We start from the raw sequence: 19,207 nt of genomic DNA on the forward strand, positions 1-19,207 counted from the left end.
TCTTTTGAATATTGAGTAAAAATTGAACAGATTACTTCACTTCGTTTGTAATGACGATTTATAAATTATCGTGCAACTCGCCCTGAAGCGTCTCCGCCCATTAGTTTTTCTACTTCTGGAACGGTTACTAAGTTTGCATCTCCTTTGATGGTGTGTTTTAAACACGAAGCTGCCACTGCAAAGTCTAATGCGTTTTGGTCATCTTCTGGGTATTTTAGTAATCCGTAGATTAATCCGCCCATGAAAGAATCGCCGCCACCAACTCTGTCTACAATATCCGTAATTTGATATTGACGTGTTTCGTACATTTTTGTTCCGTCATATAAAACGCCAGCCCACGTATTGTGTGAAGCCGAAATAGAACCTCTTAGTGTGGTGATTACTTTGGTTGCTTTTGGAAATTTTGCCATCATTTGTTTACAAACAGATAAGAAAGCTTCTGCTTTTACGTCATGTCCGTGTTTGTGAACGTCTAAACCTTCTGGGTGAATCCCGAAATGTTTTTCTGCATCTTCTTCGTTTCCTAGTATAATATCGCAATATGCGGTGAGTTCAGTCATTATTTTTTCGCGATGTGCTTCATCACAAAATGTCCATAGTTTAGCGCGATAGTTTAGATCTGTTGAAATTGTTACGCCCATTTCGCTCGCAATTTTTACAGCTTCTAAACATGCGTCTGCAGCACCTTGAGAAATTGCGGGCGTAATGCCTGTCCAGTGAAACCAAGCTACATCTTTAAAGACAGCTCTCCAATCGATCATTCCTGGTTTGATTTCAGAAATGGCAGAATGTGCTCTGTCATATACTACTTTGCTTCCTCTGCTTACGGCTCCAGTTTCTAAAAAGTAAATTCCTAAACGATCGCCACCATAAATAATTTTATCGACACCAACGCCTCTTTTGCGCATTTCCATCATGGCGCATGCACCAATATCATTTTTTGGTAAACGTGTTACAAAATCCACAGGAACACCGTAGTTTGCTAATGATACTGCTACGTTAGATTCGCCACCACCATATACAACATCAAAATTGTTGGCTTGCGAAAATCTTAAAAATCCTTGAGGTGCTAGTCTGAGCATGATTTCTCCGAAAGTAACTACTTTTTTCATTTTTTATGAGGTCTTATAAGTTGATTAATTATGTTTTGGTTAAACGTTTAAGCAGATCGTTAAAAATAAATCAAAACCACTAAGTTTTGATTATGTAAAGTAAAATGCTATTTTTGCTTAAACGTTTAAGCAAATATATAAAAACTAAGTGAATAAAAAAAAAACTACAATAAAAGACATTGCAAATGTGTTGAATATTTCAGCTGCAGCTGTTTCAAAAGCGCTTCATGATGATTCTAGAATAAGTGCAAAAACGAAAGCTGCCGTAAAACGTGTTGCTAAAGAATTAAACTATCAACCAAATCACTTAGCAAGTGCATTGCGGAGCGGGAAAAGTAAGTTGGTTGGTGTTATTGTACCGAGAACGAGCAGCAATTTTTTTTCCTCCGTTATTCAAAATATAGAAGAAGTACTGAATAAGGAAGGCTATAATATTATCATTACGCAGTCTAACGAGTCTTTTAAAAAGGAATGTAATAATATTGATACCTTGCTTTTTACCCAAGTTGATGGAATTATCGCTTCGATGGCGAATGAAACTGTTGATCTTTCTTTTTATGAAAAGATTAAATCGAAAGGCATTCCATTGATTTTATTTGATAGAGGTGAAAACGATTTGAATGTCGATTATATCGGAATTAACGATTATGATAGTAGTTTTATGATTGTGGAGCATTTGATCTCAAAAGGATGCAAACGGATTGCACATATTGGTGGTTTTAGACATACTCGAATTTTTAATAATAGAATTAGAGGTTATGTAGATGCAATACGCAAATACGATTTACCTCATGAAGATGATTTACTAGTTGAAAGTAGCTTAACATTGGAAGATGGACGCTTGAAAATGCAAGAGTTATTAGCATTAGATAATCCGCCTGATGCTGTTTACATTGCGGGCGATTATGCCGCTTTGGGCGCTTTGCAATTATTGAAAGAGAAGAATATTAATGTCCCAAATGATATTTGCCTGATAGGTTTCGGGAACGAACCTTTTACATCTTTAGTCACACCAACAATTACGAGTATTCATCAACATAGTGAACAAATAGGGCAGTTGGCAGCACAAACTTTTTTGGAACGCGTTAAAATGGACGATTTAAAGCAAACCCTGAATAAGATTATTTTAGATGCAGAATTGATTGAACGCGATTCATCTAAAAAAAGTAAGCGCTATTGACCTTTCACAATAACGCCTAATTACTAAATAAAAATACCAAAATTCTTATTATTTTATATTCCTAAAGCTTGTCCACCACCAATTTGGATGGTTTCCGCTGTTATGAATGATGCATCTTTACTTGCTAAGAAAGAAATTACTCCGGCAACATCTTCTGGTTGTCCTAATCTTCCTAACATAATATTATTAGCCCAAGAAGCAAAAACTTCTGGTTTTGTCGATTTTATTTGCGCGTGAAATGGCGTGTCAATTGTACCTGGAGATACTGCATTTACTCGAATACCATATTCCGCTAAATCTTTTGCCAATGCTCTCGTCATTGCATGAACACCAGCTTTTGATGTTCCGTAGATTCCTGCGCCAGGTCCTCCAGCAGTCCAACCTGCATTAGATGTATAGTTGATTATTGAAGGATGTTCTCCATTTTTTAGAAAAGGAATGGCTGCTCTTGAAGCAAAAAATACAGAATCAAGGTTTAGTGCCATGACAAATCTGTAGAATTCAGTGGTCATTTCTTCAAATCGAGATCTTCCGCCTAATCCACCAGCATTGTTTACTAGCACATCAATTTTACCATATTTTTCTCCTATTTCTTTTATGTTTGATGCTACTAATTCTTCTTTTGTAACGTCAAAATTACGGTATTCAGCAGTGATTCCTTCAGCGGTAAGTTCCTTTACTCTTTTATCTCCTGCATTCTGATCTATACCGTTTAAAACTACAGTATATCCATCTTTTCCTAATCTTTTTGCTACTTCAAAACCAATACCACCAGTAGCTCCAGTAATTACGGCTACTTTTCCTTTATTGTTATTCATATTAATTTTTTTTATTTTTTATTTTTTTATTTTTCTGTATCTACTACAAGTTTTACTTTTCTAATGAAAAAGAAAATACACAGTACTGCTAGTACTACAGACACCGTAATTGCTACAAATGCTGGCGTATATGATCCTCCTTCTGTTATTTGTCCAATAAACCAGTTCATTATCATAGGTGAAAATGCTGCTACCGTACCAGCTAATCCTGCTAGTGTACCTACTGATGGTCCTTTAAATAAATCACTTGATAATGTTTGAATATTACCTATGGCAAATTGGAAACCAAAGAGTGCTAAACCTGCAAGGTATATGAATGTCATATAGTTAGAGTTATTTACAAATAGTATAATGGAAACAAATCCAATTATAATTAGAACACTTCCTAATACTATACTTGCTTTACGACCAAAGTCTACAGAGGTTCGTTTTATAATTATTTGTGTAAATAATCCTCCTAATATTCCGCCTGCGGCAGCCATTAAATAAGAAATCCACATCGTTTTTCCAATTTCTTCAATACTTAATCCAAACTTATTGAATAAGTATATAGGCATCCAACCTGCAAAGAACCACCAAATTGGCTCTATAAAAAATCTACATAGTAAAACTCCCCAAGGTTGTTTGTAACTCAATATTTGTAAAACAGCTAAGCTTTTTTCTCCTTCAACAACTACATTATTGTTTTCTATTCGGTCGTTAAGCAGCATATTCCTTTCGTCTTCTGTAATCCAAGGATGGTCTTTTGGTTTTGTTTTGTTTAATATGAGCCATGGAATAATCCAAAGTAACCCTAATAATCCTAGTATGATGTAGGTAGATTTCCAACCAAATTGGGCATATAATGAAACGATAATAACCGGAGCTACTACATTACCTATGGAAGCTCCAGCATTAAAAATACCTTGTGCTAATGCTCTTTGTTTTACGGGAAACCATTCTCCATTACTTTTTACTGCACCAGGCCATAATCCTGCTTCTCCAAGACCAAGTAATGCACGAACTATTGATAAGGAAACGATACCTCTTGCTACTGCATGAAAAGCAGCAGATACCGACCAAACAACTATAGAGACTACAAATCCCATTCTAGTTCCGATTTGATCGTACAATCTTCCTGATAAGAATTTACTTGCTGCGTAGGCAAATAAAAAGAAATTAAGCATTAATGCGTAATCAGTTTTATCCATACCTAAATCTTTACCCATTTCAGGCCATAGTAAAGCAAAAGCAGTTCTATCGATATAGTTTATAACTGTAGCTATAAAGATTAACCCTATAATCCACCACCGTAATCCTTTTAGTTTCATATTTTATGTATGAGATATGCAGTCCTTATATTGTTATAAGAATTGTATTTGATTGTTTTAGAGCAAATTTGCTCACTCGTATTGTGTGTGTAATTTGTGTTAAGAAGAAAGGTGTGTTACGTTTCTACATATAAAATTACAATCCCTCCGTTTTTTTTTGTTTCAATGCTGAAGTTGTGCACCTTCAAGAATTGAGTGTATTTTTTCTTTTAAATGTTATAACAGTATTGATATAATATTTTAAAGTGTTCTTTCATTTTTTGTTTTGCCAATTGCGAATCTTTCGCTTTGATGGCTTCATAAATTTCTGTATGCTCAATGATTCCAGCTTGCGCTTGATTGCTATCGCACACATGATATTTTTCAAAGTTTGTAATGATTTCTGGTGTAATAATCAGCATGAATGTATTCATAGTACTATTTCCACTGGCTTTAGCAATTGCTAAGTGAAATAATAAATCTTCTTGAACTGCATCTTCACCATTACGTACTTTTTCAGCATACGCATCTAAAGCATTTTTCATTTTTTGAAGGTCTTCATCAGTTCTTCTCAAGGCTGCCAATCGAGCAGTTTTGAGTTCAAGTAAAATTCTGGTTTCTACTAACGATTTAAAATCGGGTTCTTCTAAACGAAGAATATCTTCAATCATTCCGTTCATTGCTATCACACCAATATTTGCTACAAACGTTCCGCTTTGCGGAATTGATTTTAGTAAGCCATAGAATTCAAGTTTTTGAATAGCTTCCCTGACATTACTTCGGGTGACTTCAAATTTTTCAGATAACATACGCTCAGAAGGAAGTTTATCTCCAGGCTCTAAATTTTTCAGGTTGATTAAGTCTCTAATTTTAGAGATGATTTCCTTTTGAATATTGAGTGTTTCTGTTTTTGTTAGGATATCTAATTTCATACGTTTCCTTCTGTAATTGGTTAACCAGATTAAGCTTGTTAAATTTATAAAATTAATTTACGAATAGCTATTAACCGCTTTAAAATCTTTACTTGAATCTTACTGACCTGTATTTAGATCAGTAAAATTCAATGAAAAGCATCTATTCAAACTAAATTAACTTTATTAATGTGTTACTTCTAAACTGTAATACCGAACTTTTGCGAATGAACCTTCATCACGTGATTGAAAATAGTTTCCTGCTTTGAAATAATTCTCAAAGATTCCCCATTTTTTCATGTGAATGTTTTCATACGTTTTGAATTCGTTATTGTTTAAAACTATTGTCATTTTTCCTTCACTGACGCGCACTTCGAGCCTAAATTTTTTGAAACCTACTTTTTGCTCGAACGTAAATCCTTCATCATCACCCCAAGCATCTTCATGAAGTATTTCGGTATCTGTAGCACTCAAGTTTTTTAAGACTTTTGTTTTGACACGTACTTTACCATCTTTCCAATATATTTTTAAGATTGGTGGCGCATTGTTATCTTTTTGACCAATTAAATCACGTTGTTCGTTTGTGAGGCGACCATGAATTTGCATGATGATTACTCTGTGATATTTTCCGTTTTTATCACGAGAAATTTCATCAATCGCCAATTTGCCTTTCATGATTCCACCTTGCTTGAATGTCCAATTGACGTTGTTTTCACCAGGTTCCATTTGCTCTCGCAATTCTGAACGCGAATATTTTGTATTTGCCGTCGTAGCTTTGCTTGGATATGCATAAAAAACTAAAGCGCCACGTACAGAATCATTGTACATATATGGTAATAAGTCTTTATTGGTTGCATAGTCCAATATTTCTGGAGGCGACACTTCCTGCGGTTTTTTTCCATTGCCCGCAGGCGTTGTCACTTTCCAATGTGATAAATCAATTTTAGGTAGTTTAAACTTTTTCTTCTTTTTTTTCTTCTTCTTCTCCCTTTTTGTTTCCTTTTTAACAACATCAGTTTCGGCATTGTTATTTGACTGTGCAAAACCAATACTTAGGCTAAAAGAAAAGAATAAAATAAATAGTGTTCTAAAGTTCATATTTGTCTTAGTTAACAGCTGTAATTGTTACTGAATCAGCTCGTATTTCTTCATCTCCACTGCTATATCCATAACTTCCAACACTACTATCTCCTCCAATACCTCTGATGAAGAGCGCAACACTGTCATTAGCTCCTGCATTAAATGTATATGTTTGTGTAAAATAATCGTCATCGTTCGGATTAGGTATTGTCTCTACTAAAAGATTATTTGCAGCAGTTTCTACTTGTGCAACAGTTGTATATCCATACCCTGAATTAGGAAAATCTGGAGCAGCTGTATAATACGTTGGTGTGTAACCAGCGTTATAACCTGCACCTGCTAAAATTCTTATTTCAAGCGTGCTACCTGGGTAAGTGCCAGGAGTACTAGCTATTGTTTTATGTGATGTAACTATTGTTATTGAGTAATCTGCATTTGGTGTAACTGCAAATTCTTGGTATACATGATCTGGTTCATTATTGTCAAATTTAACAACGTTATCAGAACCTCCATTACCAGAACTTGATTCTCCTTGTTCACCAATATCATCATTATCCCATCCTGAACAAGAACAAAGGTTTGATGACCCTAGTTTCGCTAGTTTATCAAAATCACCATTTATTATAACTGGATCTGGAACTGCTGGTGTTGGTGGTTCAACTACTTCTACAATTTGCGTAGATTCGCTTACAACACCTAACGCATCTGAAGCTGTTAATGTTACTGTATATGTTCCTTCTCCTGGATATGTATTTGCGCCATCTACATCTGTAGATGTATTTCCATCACCATAATCCCAACTATATGTAGTTGCGCTTGTTGATAGGTTCGCAAAGGTATAGTCTTTCCATTCTTCATCTGGACCGGCACCTTGTGTAAAGGAAAAGTCAGCTTCTGGTGGTGTAGCATCTGCTATTGAACCTGCTTCTGGAAGTTCATATTTTTCCAAATCATCACATGAATGAAATGCGAAAACAAGTGCTAATGCTGCAGTGAACCCAACTATTTTTTTGATTTGTTTTTTCATTGTCTTTTATGATTTATTAGTAACCTGGATTTTGAGTTAAAACACCGTTACTTAAGTTGATTTCTCTTTGTGGTATAGGCAATAGTAAATCTGTTGCTGTATAGTTATATCCGTTTGTCGTTGAGAATGTAGAGAGTACATTTTGCGCTTCATTGAAACGAATTAAATCGAATAAACGGTGATTTTCAAAAGCTAATTCTACACGTCTTTCGTCTAGTAATTCTTGTTTTGAGATTGCGTTAGGCGCATCAATTGTTGGCATGCCAGCTCTGAGTCTTACTTCATTGAAAGAGTCTCTTGCTGCTTGTACAGATGTATCATTTCCGCCAGCCATGATAGCTTCTACATGCATTAGTAATACATCAGAGTATCTTAATACAATCCAGTCGTTTCCAGCTTTGGTTGGATCACTTGATGTTGCTGCAATTCCTAAAGTATCATCACCATCTGGTAAGTATTTGATAGCTTGAAATTGTGATGGTTGCTCTATATCTACTCTGTACGAAAACATTGTTCTGTTTCCACCTAAAGCATCTAGTGCAGCACGTACATCAGCAGTTGTATAGTTTACTCCACTTGTTCTTCCAACAGCGTTTAACCATTCTGCTGAAAAGTTTTGACTGTCTTCAGTATCTGGAAAGTATCCTATGGCAAAGATGATTTCATTGTTTAATTCATTGTAAAAAACATCTTTAAAGTTTGGTTCTAATGCAAAACCACTATTCATCACAGCTTCACATAACGTTTGTGCTTCTAGATAGTTTGTGCCTAGTGTTAGGTATACTTTAGCCAACATAGCTTGCGCTGCCGCTTTGGAACCTCTTGTTTTGTATGTATTGTCTAATTCTGCAACAGCAGTTTGTAAGTCAGCTACAATAAGATCATACACTGTACTTGTTGCTACTCTTGTAAAAGAAATTTCAGTGTCTGTATTTCCAATAACTCTGTCTACTAATGGAATATCTCCATATAAACGAACTAAATTAAAATACGCATACGCTCGTACAAATTTTGCTTCCGCTTCAAAACGTGGTCTGTTAGCTTCAGATACAACACCTAAGTTTTCTAATACTACATTTGCTCTGAATATTACATTGTAAAAACTTCTGTAATAATCGGCTACAATACCATTTGTAGCTACAATATTATAACTTTCAAATTGCGCTGCTTCACCTTCAGAAGCTTTGGTTCTTGTATTATCACTACGCATTTCAGTGAGATAGAATTCTACTTGTAATGAGTGGTAATCATTTGAAGATGTTGAATTCACTCCTTGAATCCCATCATACATATTTATCAAAGCAGTTTCTAACTGTGCTTCAGTAGTGTAATATGTTTCAGCATTTACTAATGATTCTAGTTCTGGTGATAAGTAATCTTTTTCACAAGAAAACACAGTAACCAGCAATATTAATAATGCTACAATTTTTGTTTGTTTCATACTATTTTTCATTTTAGTTATGTGTTAGATTAAAATTCAACGTTTAAACCAAATGTAACGGTTCTGTTTATTGGCGAACCTGCTCTTTGATATCCATACGTTGTTGGCGAAGTAGTATTTACAGATTCTGGATTGAATCCTGTGTAATCACTTGCCGTAAAGTAGAGTAGGTTTTGCCCAGTAACATATATTCTGGCTTTTGTTAAATATATTTTTGAAAGTAAATCTGTTGGAAATGTAAATCCAATGTTTACTGTTCGTAATGCTACATAAGAAGCATCTTGGATGATATCGTCTGTAAAGATTTTTTCCTTGATAAATTCTTGATCAGGAGTAGTTGCTATGAAATCTTGCGAACTGTTGAAATGGTTGAATAAGTACTGATCTCCCATGTTTCTGATTTCAGCACCATGGCTACCTTGAAACATAAAACTTACATCAAAACTTCCAACTTTAAAGTCGTTTGTAAGACTCCAAACTAAGTCTGGGTATGGATTCCCTAAGATTGTTTTGTCATCATCATCAATAACACCATCGCCATTCAAATCTTTTACATATACATCTTGTGCTTCTCCACCAACTGGATGGTATGGATTGCTGATATATTCTAAAGGAATATCACGATCTACAACCCATCCATAGTAAGACGAAATAGGATTTCCTACTAGGTTGATCCATTCTGCGGCTCTTTTACTATCTACATTTTGAATTTGTCCGTTAGAATCAGCAAAATCTACCAATTCGTTTTTATTTTTAGAAGCCAAAAGTGTTGTAGACCATCTGAATTTTTCTTTGGTAATGTTACGCGAACGTAATTCTATTTCAATACCTGAGTTTTCAACTTCTCCAATATTAATCAATCCACTATCAAATCCTGTGGTTACTGAAATAGGATTGTCAATTAATAATTGATCGCTTGTTCGTTTGTAATATTCAAAAGAACCTGTAATGATATTGTTAAATAATCCAAAATCAATTCCTGGGTTAATTTCTACTGAACGTTCCCACTTTAAGTTTGGATTTGCTAAGTTGATTGGATTGAATCCTGTTGCAACTGTTCCATCTACTACTGCTGTAGAAGATTCTAATAATGATAAGTATGGAAATTTATCTACTAATACATTTCCAGTGTTAAAGAAAGGATTTCCAGATACACCATAACTCATACGTAGTTTTAAGTTAGAAACTACTTCGCTTTCGCTTAGAAAGTCTTCGTTACTTACTATCCAACCCGCAGAAACTGCAGGGAAGTTTCCGTATTTATTGTCTTCTCCAAAAGCAGAATATCCATCGCGACGTATACTTAATGAAACTAAATATTTGTCATCATACGCATAGTTAACTCTTCCTAAATATGATAATAAACGTTCTGGGAATTTATAGGAGTCTCCCACAACTGTTGTTGGATCAGCTCCAGCAATAGTTCTTATTAAGTCTGAATCATAACCTGCTCCAGAAACACTTTCAAAAGTGGTATCCCATTTTTCAGCAGAGAAACCTAGAATAGCACTGATTTCGTGTTTGTCGTATATTTTGTTAAAAGATAGAATGTTGTCTGTTACGATGTGAATTCTATTTTGAGTTGACTCATTTAATTGTGTAGCTGAGGCTCCATTTCTACTAGATAAAACACCTTGCCAGCGATCTCTTTTCGTGTTTTGGTAATCTCCAGATAATGTTGTTCTGAATGATAAACCATCTGTAATTTTATAGTTTCCGTAAAAACTACCTGCTATTTTAAATTTGTAATCATTACGATCACGCTCCAATACTTTTGCAGCTGGATTCGTGTTTGATGTATTACTAATATCTGTTCCTCCAGAAGCAACAGGTTGCATTGTATCTAAATCGAAATCATCAAACATACGTTGTACTGCATAATCTCCAATTTGAACATTTGCATATACACCACCATCTCTCAATCTGTTTACAAATTGAATGTTGTTTTCATCAACGTATAAAGGCAACCAAGGTGTTTGACGTAAGATATCGTGTGTAGAACCATCAAAACGTCTTCTGTTTGTGTAGGTTGGTGTTAAGTTAGCTCCAATTGTTAGTTTGTCACTTACTTTAGAGTCTACTTTTAATCGCATTGAATATCTTTTGTAGTCATCTGTAAGTAAAACTCCTTCATCATGAATGTATCCTAATGAAGCACTAAATTTTGTTTCTTTATTTCCACCACGAGCATTGAAAGAGTGACTTGTAATGGTTCCTCCGTCAAAAATGACATCTTGCCAATCTCTATCAACTCCGATTAATTGTTTGTAGCGTGTTCTATCAGAAAGTGTTCCTGTAGCGGCCATTTCAGCAGCAGCTGTTTCAGCAACGGTAAAATAGTAGTCATCACTTTGTCTTGCTTCTTTAAAACCAAAGAATGTATTGTAAGAGAATTTTGTTTTCCCTTCTTTTCCTTGTTTCGTTGTAATTAAGATAACTCCATTTGCACCTCTAGATCCGTAGATAGAAGCAGAAGCGGCATCTTTTAATACCTCAAATGATTCGATGTCATTCATATCCAAAGAACCTAAGAAGTCATTGTCAACTACCAAACCATCAACAACAATTGCAGGATCAGAACTACCAGAGATAGAACCTGTTCCACGAATACGAATGGTTGGTGCAGAACCAGCTTCACCTTCTGTAGCTTGAATGTTTACACCAGAAACTTGTCCGACTAAAGCTTCATCCACACGTGGTACAGCGATTTGATCTAAATCATCATTTTTTACTTTAGAAATTGCTCCTGTTAAGTGACTTTTCTTTTGTGTTCCGTACCCAATAACAATTACTTCATCAAGTGCAGATGCATCATCTTCCAACGAAATATCGAGTGTTTTTTGGTTGTCAATAATTACAGTTTGCGTCACAAATCCTAAAAACGAGAATTGTACTACATCACCTTTTGTTACTAAGATTTCATAGAGTCCATCAAAGTTAGTTGCAGTACCTTTAGTTGTCTTTACATTAAGCACATTAACACCAGGCACAGGTTGATTGTCAGTTTTAGAAACTACTTTTCCTTTCAATGTGAAGGATTCCTGTGCATACATTGAAATGCTGAAGAGTAGCAAAGCAATGTAGGTTAGCTTAGTTTTTAAATTCATAATAGGTTTTTTTAATTAGTTAATATTAACTAATCACTTAGCACCGCAATTGTGCTGTTAAAATTCAATTTTTTTGTATTTTAGCAATGTACAGATTACGTTAAGTGATTATGTATAATTTTACTTCCCTCCAAAGAAGTAATTACTAAAAAGGATAGGCGTGCACCTGTCCTTTTTTTTATAGTATTCAAAACTGGTTAACCAGATTGGTTTACCAAATATATATTAATTATTTGTTAAATAAAAAATAAATTTAACTTATTCCATAAAATCTTCACGGATAGGACTGAAAACGTCAATAAGTACGCCACTTTCAATACAAATAGCGCCATGCATTACGTGTGGTGGAATGTAGAATGAATCCCCACCAACGAGTCGTTTTGTTTCGCCATCAATCGTTACATCAAACGCGCCGCTTTCCACATAGGTAACTTGTGAATGATAGTGTTCATGCATGATTCCGATAGCTCCAACTTCAAAATGTACCTTTACGAGCATGATTTTATCATCATAGCCCATAATTTTCCGTTTTAAGCCTTCTCCAACAACTTCCCAATCGAGTGTGTCGCCAAAAATAAAATTAGTACTTGCTCCAAATGTTTTCATAATAGTATAGTTATATATTTTTAATTCGATTTATTTTGGCGGTGTACCTGGACCTATTGTTGCTTCTCTAAACCATACTTCCGTATAACAACCATTTTCATATTGTTTAGCGATATTACCTCCATAGGTTTCTGCGCCTGCACACCATACCATATTTTTTTCAGGACTTTTTCCATTGGTTTGGTTATACGCACCTTGTTTAAAATAATTTAATTCTCCGCTATACGCAATAGCACGTTCAACACCATCTTGTCCTATTGGTACGAATAATTTTTTTACTTGCTCTGGAAGATCTGATTTTTTTACATATTCAGATGAAATGAGGTTTTTAGTGAATGTTTTGGTTTCGTGATTATCACTTTTGAAAGTAAGATACATGATCCCTTTATAGACATTTACTTCATAACTGAATTCTTCGCCTAATTCTATTCCATCCTCAGGCTCAGCAGGATAGTCATTTTTGCTTGTTCGAACAACAGACATATCGTGTCCCCAAATAGGATAGGAGTAATCCCATCTTCCAGAATTATCGTCACCTGCTGTATTAATTTCATAATTCCAGAATACAGACCCTTTTTTATGCCCTGGAAATTTCTTGTAGAATAATTTAAACGGTTCATTTTCATGTCCTTCTCCGCTATGAATTTGTCCAACTACAGTTGCGTAAGAGGCTGCGACTCTGGCATCGCCAGAAATGGAAACTTGCATAACCTTGCAGGAGCCAGTTAGTTTACCTCCTTCTTCAGGAGTCCATTCTCTTTTTTCTTGCAACTCCGTTCTTGTATTGCTGGAGTTTTTTGAAGTAACACCAGAATTTGGGGTTTTGTAAACCACCCAACGCCTCGTACCGTCAATTACAGTATAGAAAAAATCTTTATGCTCAAGATTGACAAGATTTTCCTCATTAGTTCCATCTCCCATCAATATTTTAAATTTATCCATAAAAGGAATCACTTCACTTGGATACACTGATTTTGTACTTAAACCATCATTCGCTTTAAAATACCCTGCATTAGATATGGCGTCATCGCTGATAGTAATACTTGCTGATTTAAACCAAACCTCAGCGTAATTACCATCTGCATATTGTTTTTGAATATCACCGTCATGCGTTTCAGCACCAGAACACCATACCTTATTTACTTTAGGATCTTTTCCATTCGTTTGATTGTAACATCCCAATTTAAAAAAGAGACCTTCTTCAGTGTACGCATTTTTACGCTCAATCCCATCTTGACCTATCGGCACAAATAAATTCTTGACTTGCGTTGGCATGTCTGAACGGTTTGTATATTCAGAGGAAATAAGATTTTTAGTGAATGTTTTGGTCTCATGTCCTTTACTTGTGAAGCTTAGATGCATTATGCCATCCTTAATTTCCACTTTATAACTGAACTCTTCTCCTAAAGCAATTCCATCTTCTGGTTCTGGCGGATAAGTATTTTCATCAGCCCCAACAACAGAAAAGTCATAACCCCAAATAGGATAGGAGTAATCCCATCTTTTTGAATTATCATCACCCGCAGTATTGATTTCATAATTCCAAAAGACAGAACCTTTGGTATGTCCTGGAAATTTTTTATAAAATATTTTTAGCGGCTCGTTCTCATGCCCATCTGCGCTATGAATTTGACCAACCACAACCGAGTACGTTGCCGCAACACTAGCGTCACCTGTAGTTGCAACATTCATTACTTTCAACGTAGCATTCATTGTGGCATCAGTCATTGGTGACCACTTTTTTAATTGCGCCAGTTCGGTTCTTGTATTGTTCGAAGTACCATGCGTATTTCCGGCATTGGGTGTTTTAAATACTACCCAATCTTCTTTGTCATCGTTTACAGTGTAAAAGAAATTTTTATCTTTATAATTAGTTGCCTGACCTACATTTGAACCATCACCTAAGATTAAATTCCAATGTTGAAAAAATGGTATAATGTCGTTTGCATTACGACTTGTCGCTACATTTTCAGTTTTGTTAGTAGGGTTTTGTTTTTTGCTTTCAGTACAGCAATTAAATAACAAAATAGCACTTATCATTAATGGATAATGGACAAAAACTGACTTGGATATTTTAAAACTCATATTATATAATGTGTTTGGTAATAATTGTAATTGATTATTGTTTGAAACTGCTTGATTAAATACATCAGCATGTGTTTCATAAAATAAACTTTTATTAGGATTGAAAAATTACTCTTTAATTATTTTTTTAGTAATACTTATATCATTCATTGTCATTTTAACGATATACATTCCGTTTTTAAGATTAGAAATATCAATAGTATTATTTATTCTATCAGCAGTTAATACTTCTTTGCCTAAAATATCATAAATGCTTACAGAAACTGAATCAATAGTATTAGTTTGAATATTTAGAATGCCTTTGCTTGGATTTGGATATAATTTGAAATCAGAAACTATAGTATCATCCAAACTTAAAGTAGCATCCGAAATTACGATTTCATTTGAATAGTTAAATGCTTTATCAACTGCATATATTTTATAATAATTACCAGAAACGTACGTATCTGTAAAACTAGTGTCTGTACCAATGTAAATTACAGTTCCCGAAAGTCCGCCTGTTCCGTTGGTTATTGTATTTCCGTATTCATAAATACCATTTTGATTTGGGTCATTATCTGCATTTGGTGCTGTGGTATATTTTACAACAACATAACCACCATTGTCAACACCGCCTGAAGGAGCTGTCCACCCAATAGCAGCCACACCCGAATTATCTGCATAAGTACCAGCCGTTGGATCGCTTGGTGCTGTGTTATCATAAGTACCTGAATATACTACAAAGTCATCTATACGTACTGTAGCAGTATAATTATTATCATCGCCATCAAGTCTTGCTACTGCCCAATTAGAGGCATTAAAGGTAGCGCCAGTTGTAATTTCTCTATACGTTTTAGTATATGTGTCAGCTACAAAAGGTGTTGCATCTGTTGTGTTTCCAGCTACACCTCCGGATGTGTTATTTAAATAAATACCTGCATCTAAATCGTTCCCTGGATCTATTGGTGCAGAATAAAAATATTGAACTGTATAAGCTGTACCTGTTTGAATTGTAGGATTCGTTGGCGATGGCGATTGCATACGCACATTATTAGCTCCAGGTGTTACTGCCCATGCTGCTGAAAAATCTCCTGTTCTTGCTAACATGGCGTCATTTGTCATATCTCTAACCTCAGAATTACCTGTTGATGATACTGTCCATTCGGTTTGAGCCATACCTGCTTGACCACTTCCAGCAGAACTCATATTACCTGCAGTTTGCGATTCCATACCGCCATCCATTATTGGAAACTCTCCAATTACTTGACCAGTTGTTGGTCCTGTAGTTGCTCCATTATACACAATCTGTGTGTTTACACGTTGCGCTTTTCTACTGGTTAACGTAGATGGAGCAGATGAAGAACCCGCTCTGTAATTAAGTGATTGATGCGTTGTATTGCTCCAATGCCAATTTAATGAGCCATTACCAGAAAATAATACATTTGGTGTCATAGGATCTAGAGGTACTAAACCTGAACTATCCCAATCTACAGCAATTTCTAAAGCGCCGCCTGTGTAATTAAAATCTGTGGATAAAACAAAATTCATAAATCCTTCGGCACCAGGAAAATTATTTGTTGTATTAAATGTGTACGTCCCTACAATAGTAGCTCCATTTATTGCATCTGTCCAAGTACTACCGTTAGCTACTACTTCTGTGGCACTAGAATTTCTCATATAAATTGTCATCGTAGCATCGCCTGAAGCTGTAATAATGTTTGTAGAACCTAAGTCAAAGTTTATTTGAGATATTGTCGCAGAAGGTGCTAAAGACGCTAATTCCGTTGCAGTATAAAGTATACTAGCACGAGAATATACAGAACTTGAACCGCTGTCAGAACGTTGAAAAGGACCTCTAGTTGCTGAAGAAGACGTATCTGTACCTAAAGTAAGTGTTGTCTGCGAATGTGCAAAATCAATAAAACAGGCAAAAAGTAATGTTAATAAAAGTAATTTTGTTTTCATATTATTGTTTTAATGAGTTAAGTAAAGACTGTAATATTTTACATAAGAAAATGCATTAGCATCTGTTGTTGTTAAGTAATTACCAGCTTTGAAATAGTTTTCAAATGGCCATTTGTCCAAGCTTACATCTTCATATACAAAAGGAGTTTCATTATTTAGTGTCACGGTAATTCTTGCATCGGAAGCCACAATTTTAAAGTCAAATGCTCCAAAGCCTACATATCCTAGATTTTCTTTGATGTCGTACCAAGTACTACTTGAAGTATCTAGCAAATCGTCACCGCTTGTGGTTTCATCAACTAAAGATTTTTTGTGCGACCAAACAAATCCATCTTTCCAATAGATTTTGATTAATGGCGGTCCGTTGTTGGATGCAAAACCATGTATATCCATATCTTCCTCCGAAATGATTCCGTGAATTTGCATGACAATTACTTTATGATAGGTATCACCTGAATTGGAATTTTCTGAAATGGAGGAAACTTTTAGGCGTCCTTGCATTGTACCACCTTCAAGTAACGTCCAGTTTTCTCTTGAGTTTGATGGATTGATCAATTCTCGTAATTCTGTTCGCGAAAATGAACTATTTGTCGTAGAAATATCAGGATACGTATAAAATACCAGCGATTCATCATCTGTGTCATCATACATAAAGGGTTGTACAGGCGCTAAGGTTTGATATCCAAAATTGATCAAATCTGCGGGTTGATATTCGTCTGGTCCACCATTATTATTTTCATCTACGGGAAGTGTTACTTTCCATGATGAAAAATCAATATCTGCATAGTTTATAGTTGTTGGGGGCGTATCTGGCGGCGTTGTCGGTGTATCTGTAGTTGAAGACGTTGGTCTTTCTAAATCGTCATTACTTGAACAATTTGCCAATGCAACAAGAAAAATCACGCAGATAACTGCCTTATTAATAGTGCTTAAGGTATGATTTTTTGGATACATCTTAAATTGGTTAACCAGATTGGTTTACCAAATATACTGATATTTCTGAATGCTGCAAATTTTTGCGAGAAAATGATTTGATGAAATAATACCATCTACCATTTTCTTTTACAGTAAATTCAAACTGTAAGTGGTATGAAACCCTAAATGTGAAGATGTAGCGTATTGAAAAAAATGGATCAAAAAAAAAGAAGTAAGTTTTGACACTTACTTCTTCTTGTTACGCATGTTGTAATTCTTATCGCCTTTTGTTTTTGGCTTTTTATATTTTCGTGTGATTTCTCTTCGATAGGAACCACCTTGATTGGTTTTTTTGTTCTTTTCTTTCTTCTCGTGAAAACCTGGTGCAAGTCCTGTAGTTTTTGATGGATTGTTAATTTCACCAATTCTAGTTTGTTCTTCAGGAGCCAATAACGTCGAAACTGCAACATCTTCTGGAAATTCCAATTCAGGAATTTCATAATTCATCAACGTTTCAATTGCTTCTTTATATTCTCTTTCTTTTTCTGTGTAGAATAAAATAGAATTTCCTTTGGCTTCAGCTCTTCCAGATCGACCAATTCGGTGCATGTAATTTTCTGGATAGTTTGGCGTATTAAAGTTGATTACATGTGTAATCATGTCTAAATCCAATCCACGTGCCATGACATCCGTAGCTACTAAAATTCGGTTCTGACCTTCATTAAACTGATTGATCGAACGCAAACGATAGTTTTGTGTTTTGTTGGAGTGAATTACGCAAGCTTCTTCGCCAAAATCAGGTTTTAAACAATCAAACAAGCGATCTGCAATGCGTTTGTTCGAGATAAATACTAAAACTTTACTAAAGGTTTCTTTATCTTTTAATAGATCTATTAGCAAGTTTACTTTCGTATAAAAGTTTTGAACTTGATAACACGTTTGTGATATATTATCCAAAGGCGTTCCACTTACTGCAATCGAAATTCTGTGTGGTGTTGTAAAGAAATCATCAATTAAATCACTTACATCATCGGTCATTGTTGCCGAAAACATAATGTTCTGACGTTGCTCAGGAAGTAATTCTAAAATATTGGTAATTTGGAATCTAAATCCTAAATCCAACATTACATCTACCTCATCAATGACTAATTTTTTGATAGATTTTAGTTGCAAAGCTCTAGCCAATACCAAATCATATAAACGTCCTGGCGTTGCTACAACAATATCTACTCCTTGCGCTAAGATTTGCATTTGCGCATTCATGTTAACGCCTCCATAAACACCAAGAGTTCGCAAGTTAATGTATTTGGAAAACAATTGGATTTGATCTACCACTTGCACGACCAATTCTCTTGTTGGAACGATAACCAAAATTCGCGGATTGACTTGTTTTGAAAATTTTAAATCGCGCAATATAGGCAACATATAGGCAAATGTTTTCCCTGTTCCTGTTTGTGCAATTCCTACCACATCTTTCCCGCCACGAATCACTGAAAATGATTGTTCTTGAATTGGAGTTGGTGTTATATACCCTAAATCCTCAATGGCATATTGCAATTGAGAAGATAAGTCAAAATCTTGAAAAGTAGACATCCTGTGTAATTTTGCGCAAAGGTAATGTATTTCATCATGTTAGCATGATGAAAGCGGTTTTTTGTGTTAATGTGCGTTCGATATATGTTTTGTGAAAAG

The 19,207-nt window shown here is 35.1% G+C and carries 14 protein-coding genes; 1 reads left to right on the forward strand and 13 read right to left on the reverse strand.

The genetic code is table 11. The annotated features are described in order from the left end of the window. Positions 1-65 precede the first annotated feature (65 nt). Positions 66-1,112, reverse strand: coding sequence for a sugar kinase (locus H2O64_RS01785; RefSeq protein WP_187560419.1), 1,047 nt, complete (start codon positions 1,110-1,112; stop codon positions 66-68). 148 nt (positions 1,113-1,260) lie between these two features. Here H2O64_RS01785 and H2O64_RS01790 point away from each other — a divergent pair, with 148 nt between their 5' ends. Further along, the gene (locus tag H2O64_RS01790) at positions 1,261-2,292 is read left to right on the forward strand and encodes a LacI family DNA-binding transcriptional regulator (protein WP_187560420.1); all 1,032 of its coding nucleotides are present in this window, start codon (positions 1,261-1,263) and stop codon (positions 2,290-2,292) included. Positions 2,293-2,345: 53 nt separating this feature from the next. Here H2O64_RS01790 and H2O64_RS01795 read toward each other — a convergent pair whose 3' ends face one another. From H2O64_RS01795 to H2O64_RS01850, 12 genes are all read right to left on the reverse strand, one after another. After that, a complete protein-coding gene (locus H2O64_RS01795) occupies positions 2,346-3,110 on the reverse strand; it encodes an SDR family NAD(P)-dependent oxidoreductase (RefSeq protein WP_187560421.1) in 765 nt (254 codons plus the stop codon). A gap of 26 nt (positions 3,111-3,136) precedes the next feature. Continuing rightward, the gene (locus tag H2O64_RS01800; protein WP_187560422.1) at positions 3,137-4,420 is read right to left on the reverse strand and encodes an MFS transporter; all 1,284 of its coding nucleotides are present in this window, start codon (positions 4,418-4,420) and stop codon (positions 3,137-3,139) included. Positions 4,421-4,629: 209 nt separating this feature from the next. Next, positions 4,630-5,331: a FadR/GntR family transcriptional regulator gene (locus H2O64_RS01805; RefSeq protein WP_187560423.1), complete on the reverse strand. Its 702-nt coding sequence runs from the start codon at positions 5,329-5,331 to the stop codon at positions 4,630-4,632. A gap of 165 nt (positions 5,332-5,496) precedes the next feature. Next, positions 5,497-6,408, reverse strand: a complete 912-nt coding sequence (locus H2O64_RS01810; protein ID WP_187560424.1) for a polysaccharide lyase family 7 protein — start codon at positions 6,406-6,408, stop codon at positions 5,497-5,499. Between the two features lie 7 nt (positions 6,409-6,415). Then, positions 6,416-7,417, reverse strand: a complete 1,002-nt coding sequence (locus H2O64_RS01815; protein ID WP_187560425.1) for a PKD domain-containing protein — start codon at positions 7,415-7,417, stop codon at positions 6,416-6,418. Positions 7,418-7,433: 16 nt separating this feature from the next. Next, on the reverse strand, positions 7,434-8,858 hold the full coding sequence (locus H2O64_RS01820; RefSeq protein ID WP_187560426.1) for a RagB/SusD family nutrient uptake outer membrane protein: 1,425 nt from the start codon (positions 8,856-8,858) through the stop codon (positions 7,434-7,436). A gap of 29 nt (positions 8,859-8,887) precedes the next feature. Then, the gene (locus tag H2O64_RS01825; protein ID WP_187560427.1) at positions 8,888-11,965 is read right to left on the reverse strand and encodes a SusC/RagA family TonB-linked outer membrane protein; all 3,078 of its coding nucleotides are present in this window, start codon (positions 11,963-11,965) and stop codon (positions 8,888-8,890) included. Between the two features lie 258 nt (positions 11,966-12,223). Beyond that, entirely contained in the window at positions 12,224-12,571 is a 348-nt protein-coding gene (locus H2O64_RS01830) for a cupin domain-containing protein (RefSeq protein ID WP_187560428.1), read from the reverse strand. A 30-nt stretch (positions 12,572-12,601) separates the two neighbouring features. Further along, positions 12,602-14,656: a polysaccharide lyase family 7 protein gene (locus H2O64_RS24275; protein WP_215907108.1), complete on the reverse strand. Its 2,055-nt coding sequence runs from the start codon at positions 14,654-14,656 to the stop codon at positions 12,602-12,604. A gap of 108 nt (positions 14,657-14,764) precedes the next feature. Beyond that, on the reverse strand, positions 14,765-16,600 hold the full coding sequence (locus H2O64_RS01840) for a T9SS type A sorting domain-containing protein (RefSeq protein ID WP_187560429.1): 1,836 nt from the start codon (positions 16,598-16,600) through the stop codon (positions 14,765-14,767). A 9-nt stretch (positions 16,601-16,609) separates the two neighbouring features. After that, positions 16,610-17,554, reverse strand: a complete 945-nt coding sequence (locus H2O64_RS01845; protein WP_187560430.1) for a polysaccharide lyase family 7 protein — start codon at positions 17,552-17,554, stop codon at positions 16,610-16,612. A 207-nt stretch (positions 17,555-17,761) separates the two neighbouring features. Continuing rightward, entirely contained in the window at positions 17,762-19,108 is a 1,347-nt protein-coding gene (locus tag H2O64_RS01850) for a DEAD/DEAH box helicase (RefSeq protein WP_187560431.1), read from the reverse strand. Between the last annotated feature and the right edge of the window lie 99 nt (positions 19,109-19,207).

Origin of the sequence: Kordia aestuariivivens (assembly GCF_014397005.1) — a bacterium.
Classification (GTDB): Bacteria; Bacteroidota; Bacteroidia; order Flavobacteriales; family Flavobacteriaceae; genus Kordia; species Kordia aestuariivivens.

What these genes read in the sequence shown, in the direction of transcription:
- H2O64_RS01850 (WP_187560431.1), bottom strand. Translation starts at nt 19,108, where the DNA reads ATGTCTACTTTTCAAGATTTTGACTTATCTTCTCAATTGCAATATGCC.
- H2O64_RS01820 (WP_187560426.1), bottom strand. Translation starts at nt 8,858, where the DNA reads ATGAAACAAACAAAAATTGTAGCATTATTAATATTGCTGGTTACTGTG.
- H2O64_RS01795 (WP_187560421.1), bottom strand. Translation starts at nt 3,110, where the DNA reads ATGAATAACAATAAAGGAAAAGTAGCCGTAATTACTGGAGCTACTGGT.
- H2O64_RS01845 (WP_187560430.1), bottom strand. Translation starts at nt 17,554, where the DNA reads ATGTATCCAAAAAATCATACCTTAAGCACTATTAATAAGGCAGTTATC.
- H2O64_RS01830 (WP_187560428.1), bottom strand. Translation starts at nt 12,571, where the DNA reads ATGAAAACATTTGGAGCAAGTACTAATTTTATTTTTGGCGACACACTC.
- H2O64_RS01805 (WP_187560423.1), bottom strand. Translation starts at nt 5,331, where the DNA reads ATGAAATTAGATATCCTAACAAAAACAGAAACACTCAATATTCAAAAG.
- H2O64_RS01785 (WP_187560419.1), bottom strand. Translation starts at nt 1,112, where the DNA reads ATGAAAAAAGTAGTTACTTTCGGAGAAATCATGCTCAGACTAGCACCT.
- H2O64_RS01825 (WP_187560427.1), bottom strand. Translation starts at nt 11,965, where the DNA reads ATGAATTTAAAAACTAAGCTAACCTACATTGCTTTGCTACTCTTCAGC.
- H2O64_RS01840 (WP_187560429.1), bottom strand. Translation starts at nt 16,600, where the DNA reads ATGAAAACAAAATTACTTTTATTAACATTACTTTTTGCCTGTTTTATT.
- H2O64_RS01800 (WP_187560422.1), bottom strand. Translation starts at nt 4,420, where the DNA reads ATGAAACTAAAAGGATTACGGTGGTGGATTATAGGGTTAATCTTTATA.
- H2O64_RS24275 (WP_215907108.1), bottom strand. Translation starts at nt 14,656, where the DNA reads ATGAGTTTTAAAATATCCAAGTCAGTTTTTGTCCATTATCCATTAATG.
- H2O64_RS01810 (WP_187560424.1), bottom strand. Translation starts at nt 6,408, where the DNA reads ATGAACTTTAGAACACTATTTATTTTATTCTTTTCTTTTAGCCTAAGT.
- H2O64_RS01815 (WP_187560425.1), bottom strand. Translation starts at nt 7,417, where the DNA reads ATGAAAAAACAAATCAAAAAAATAGTTGGGTTCACTGCAGCATTAGCA.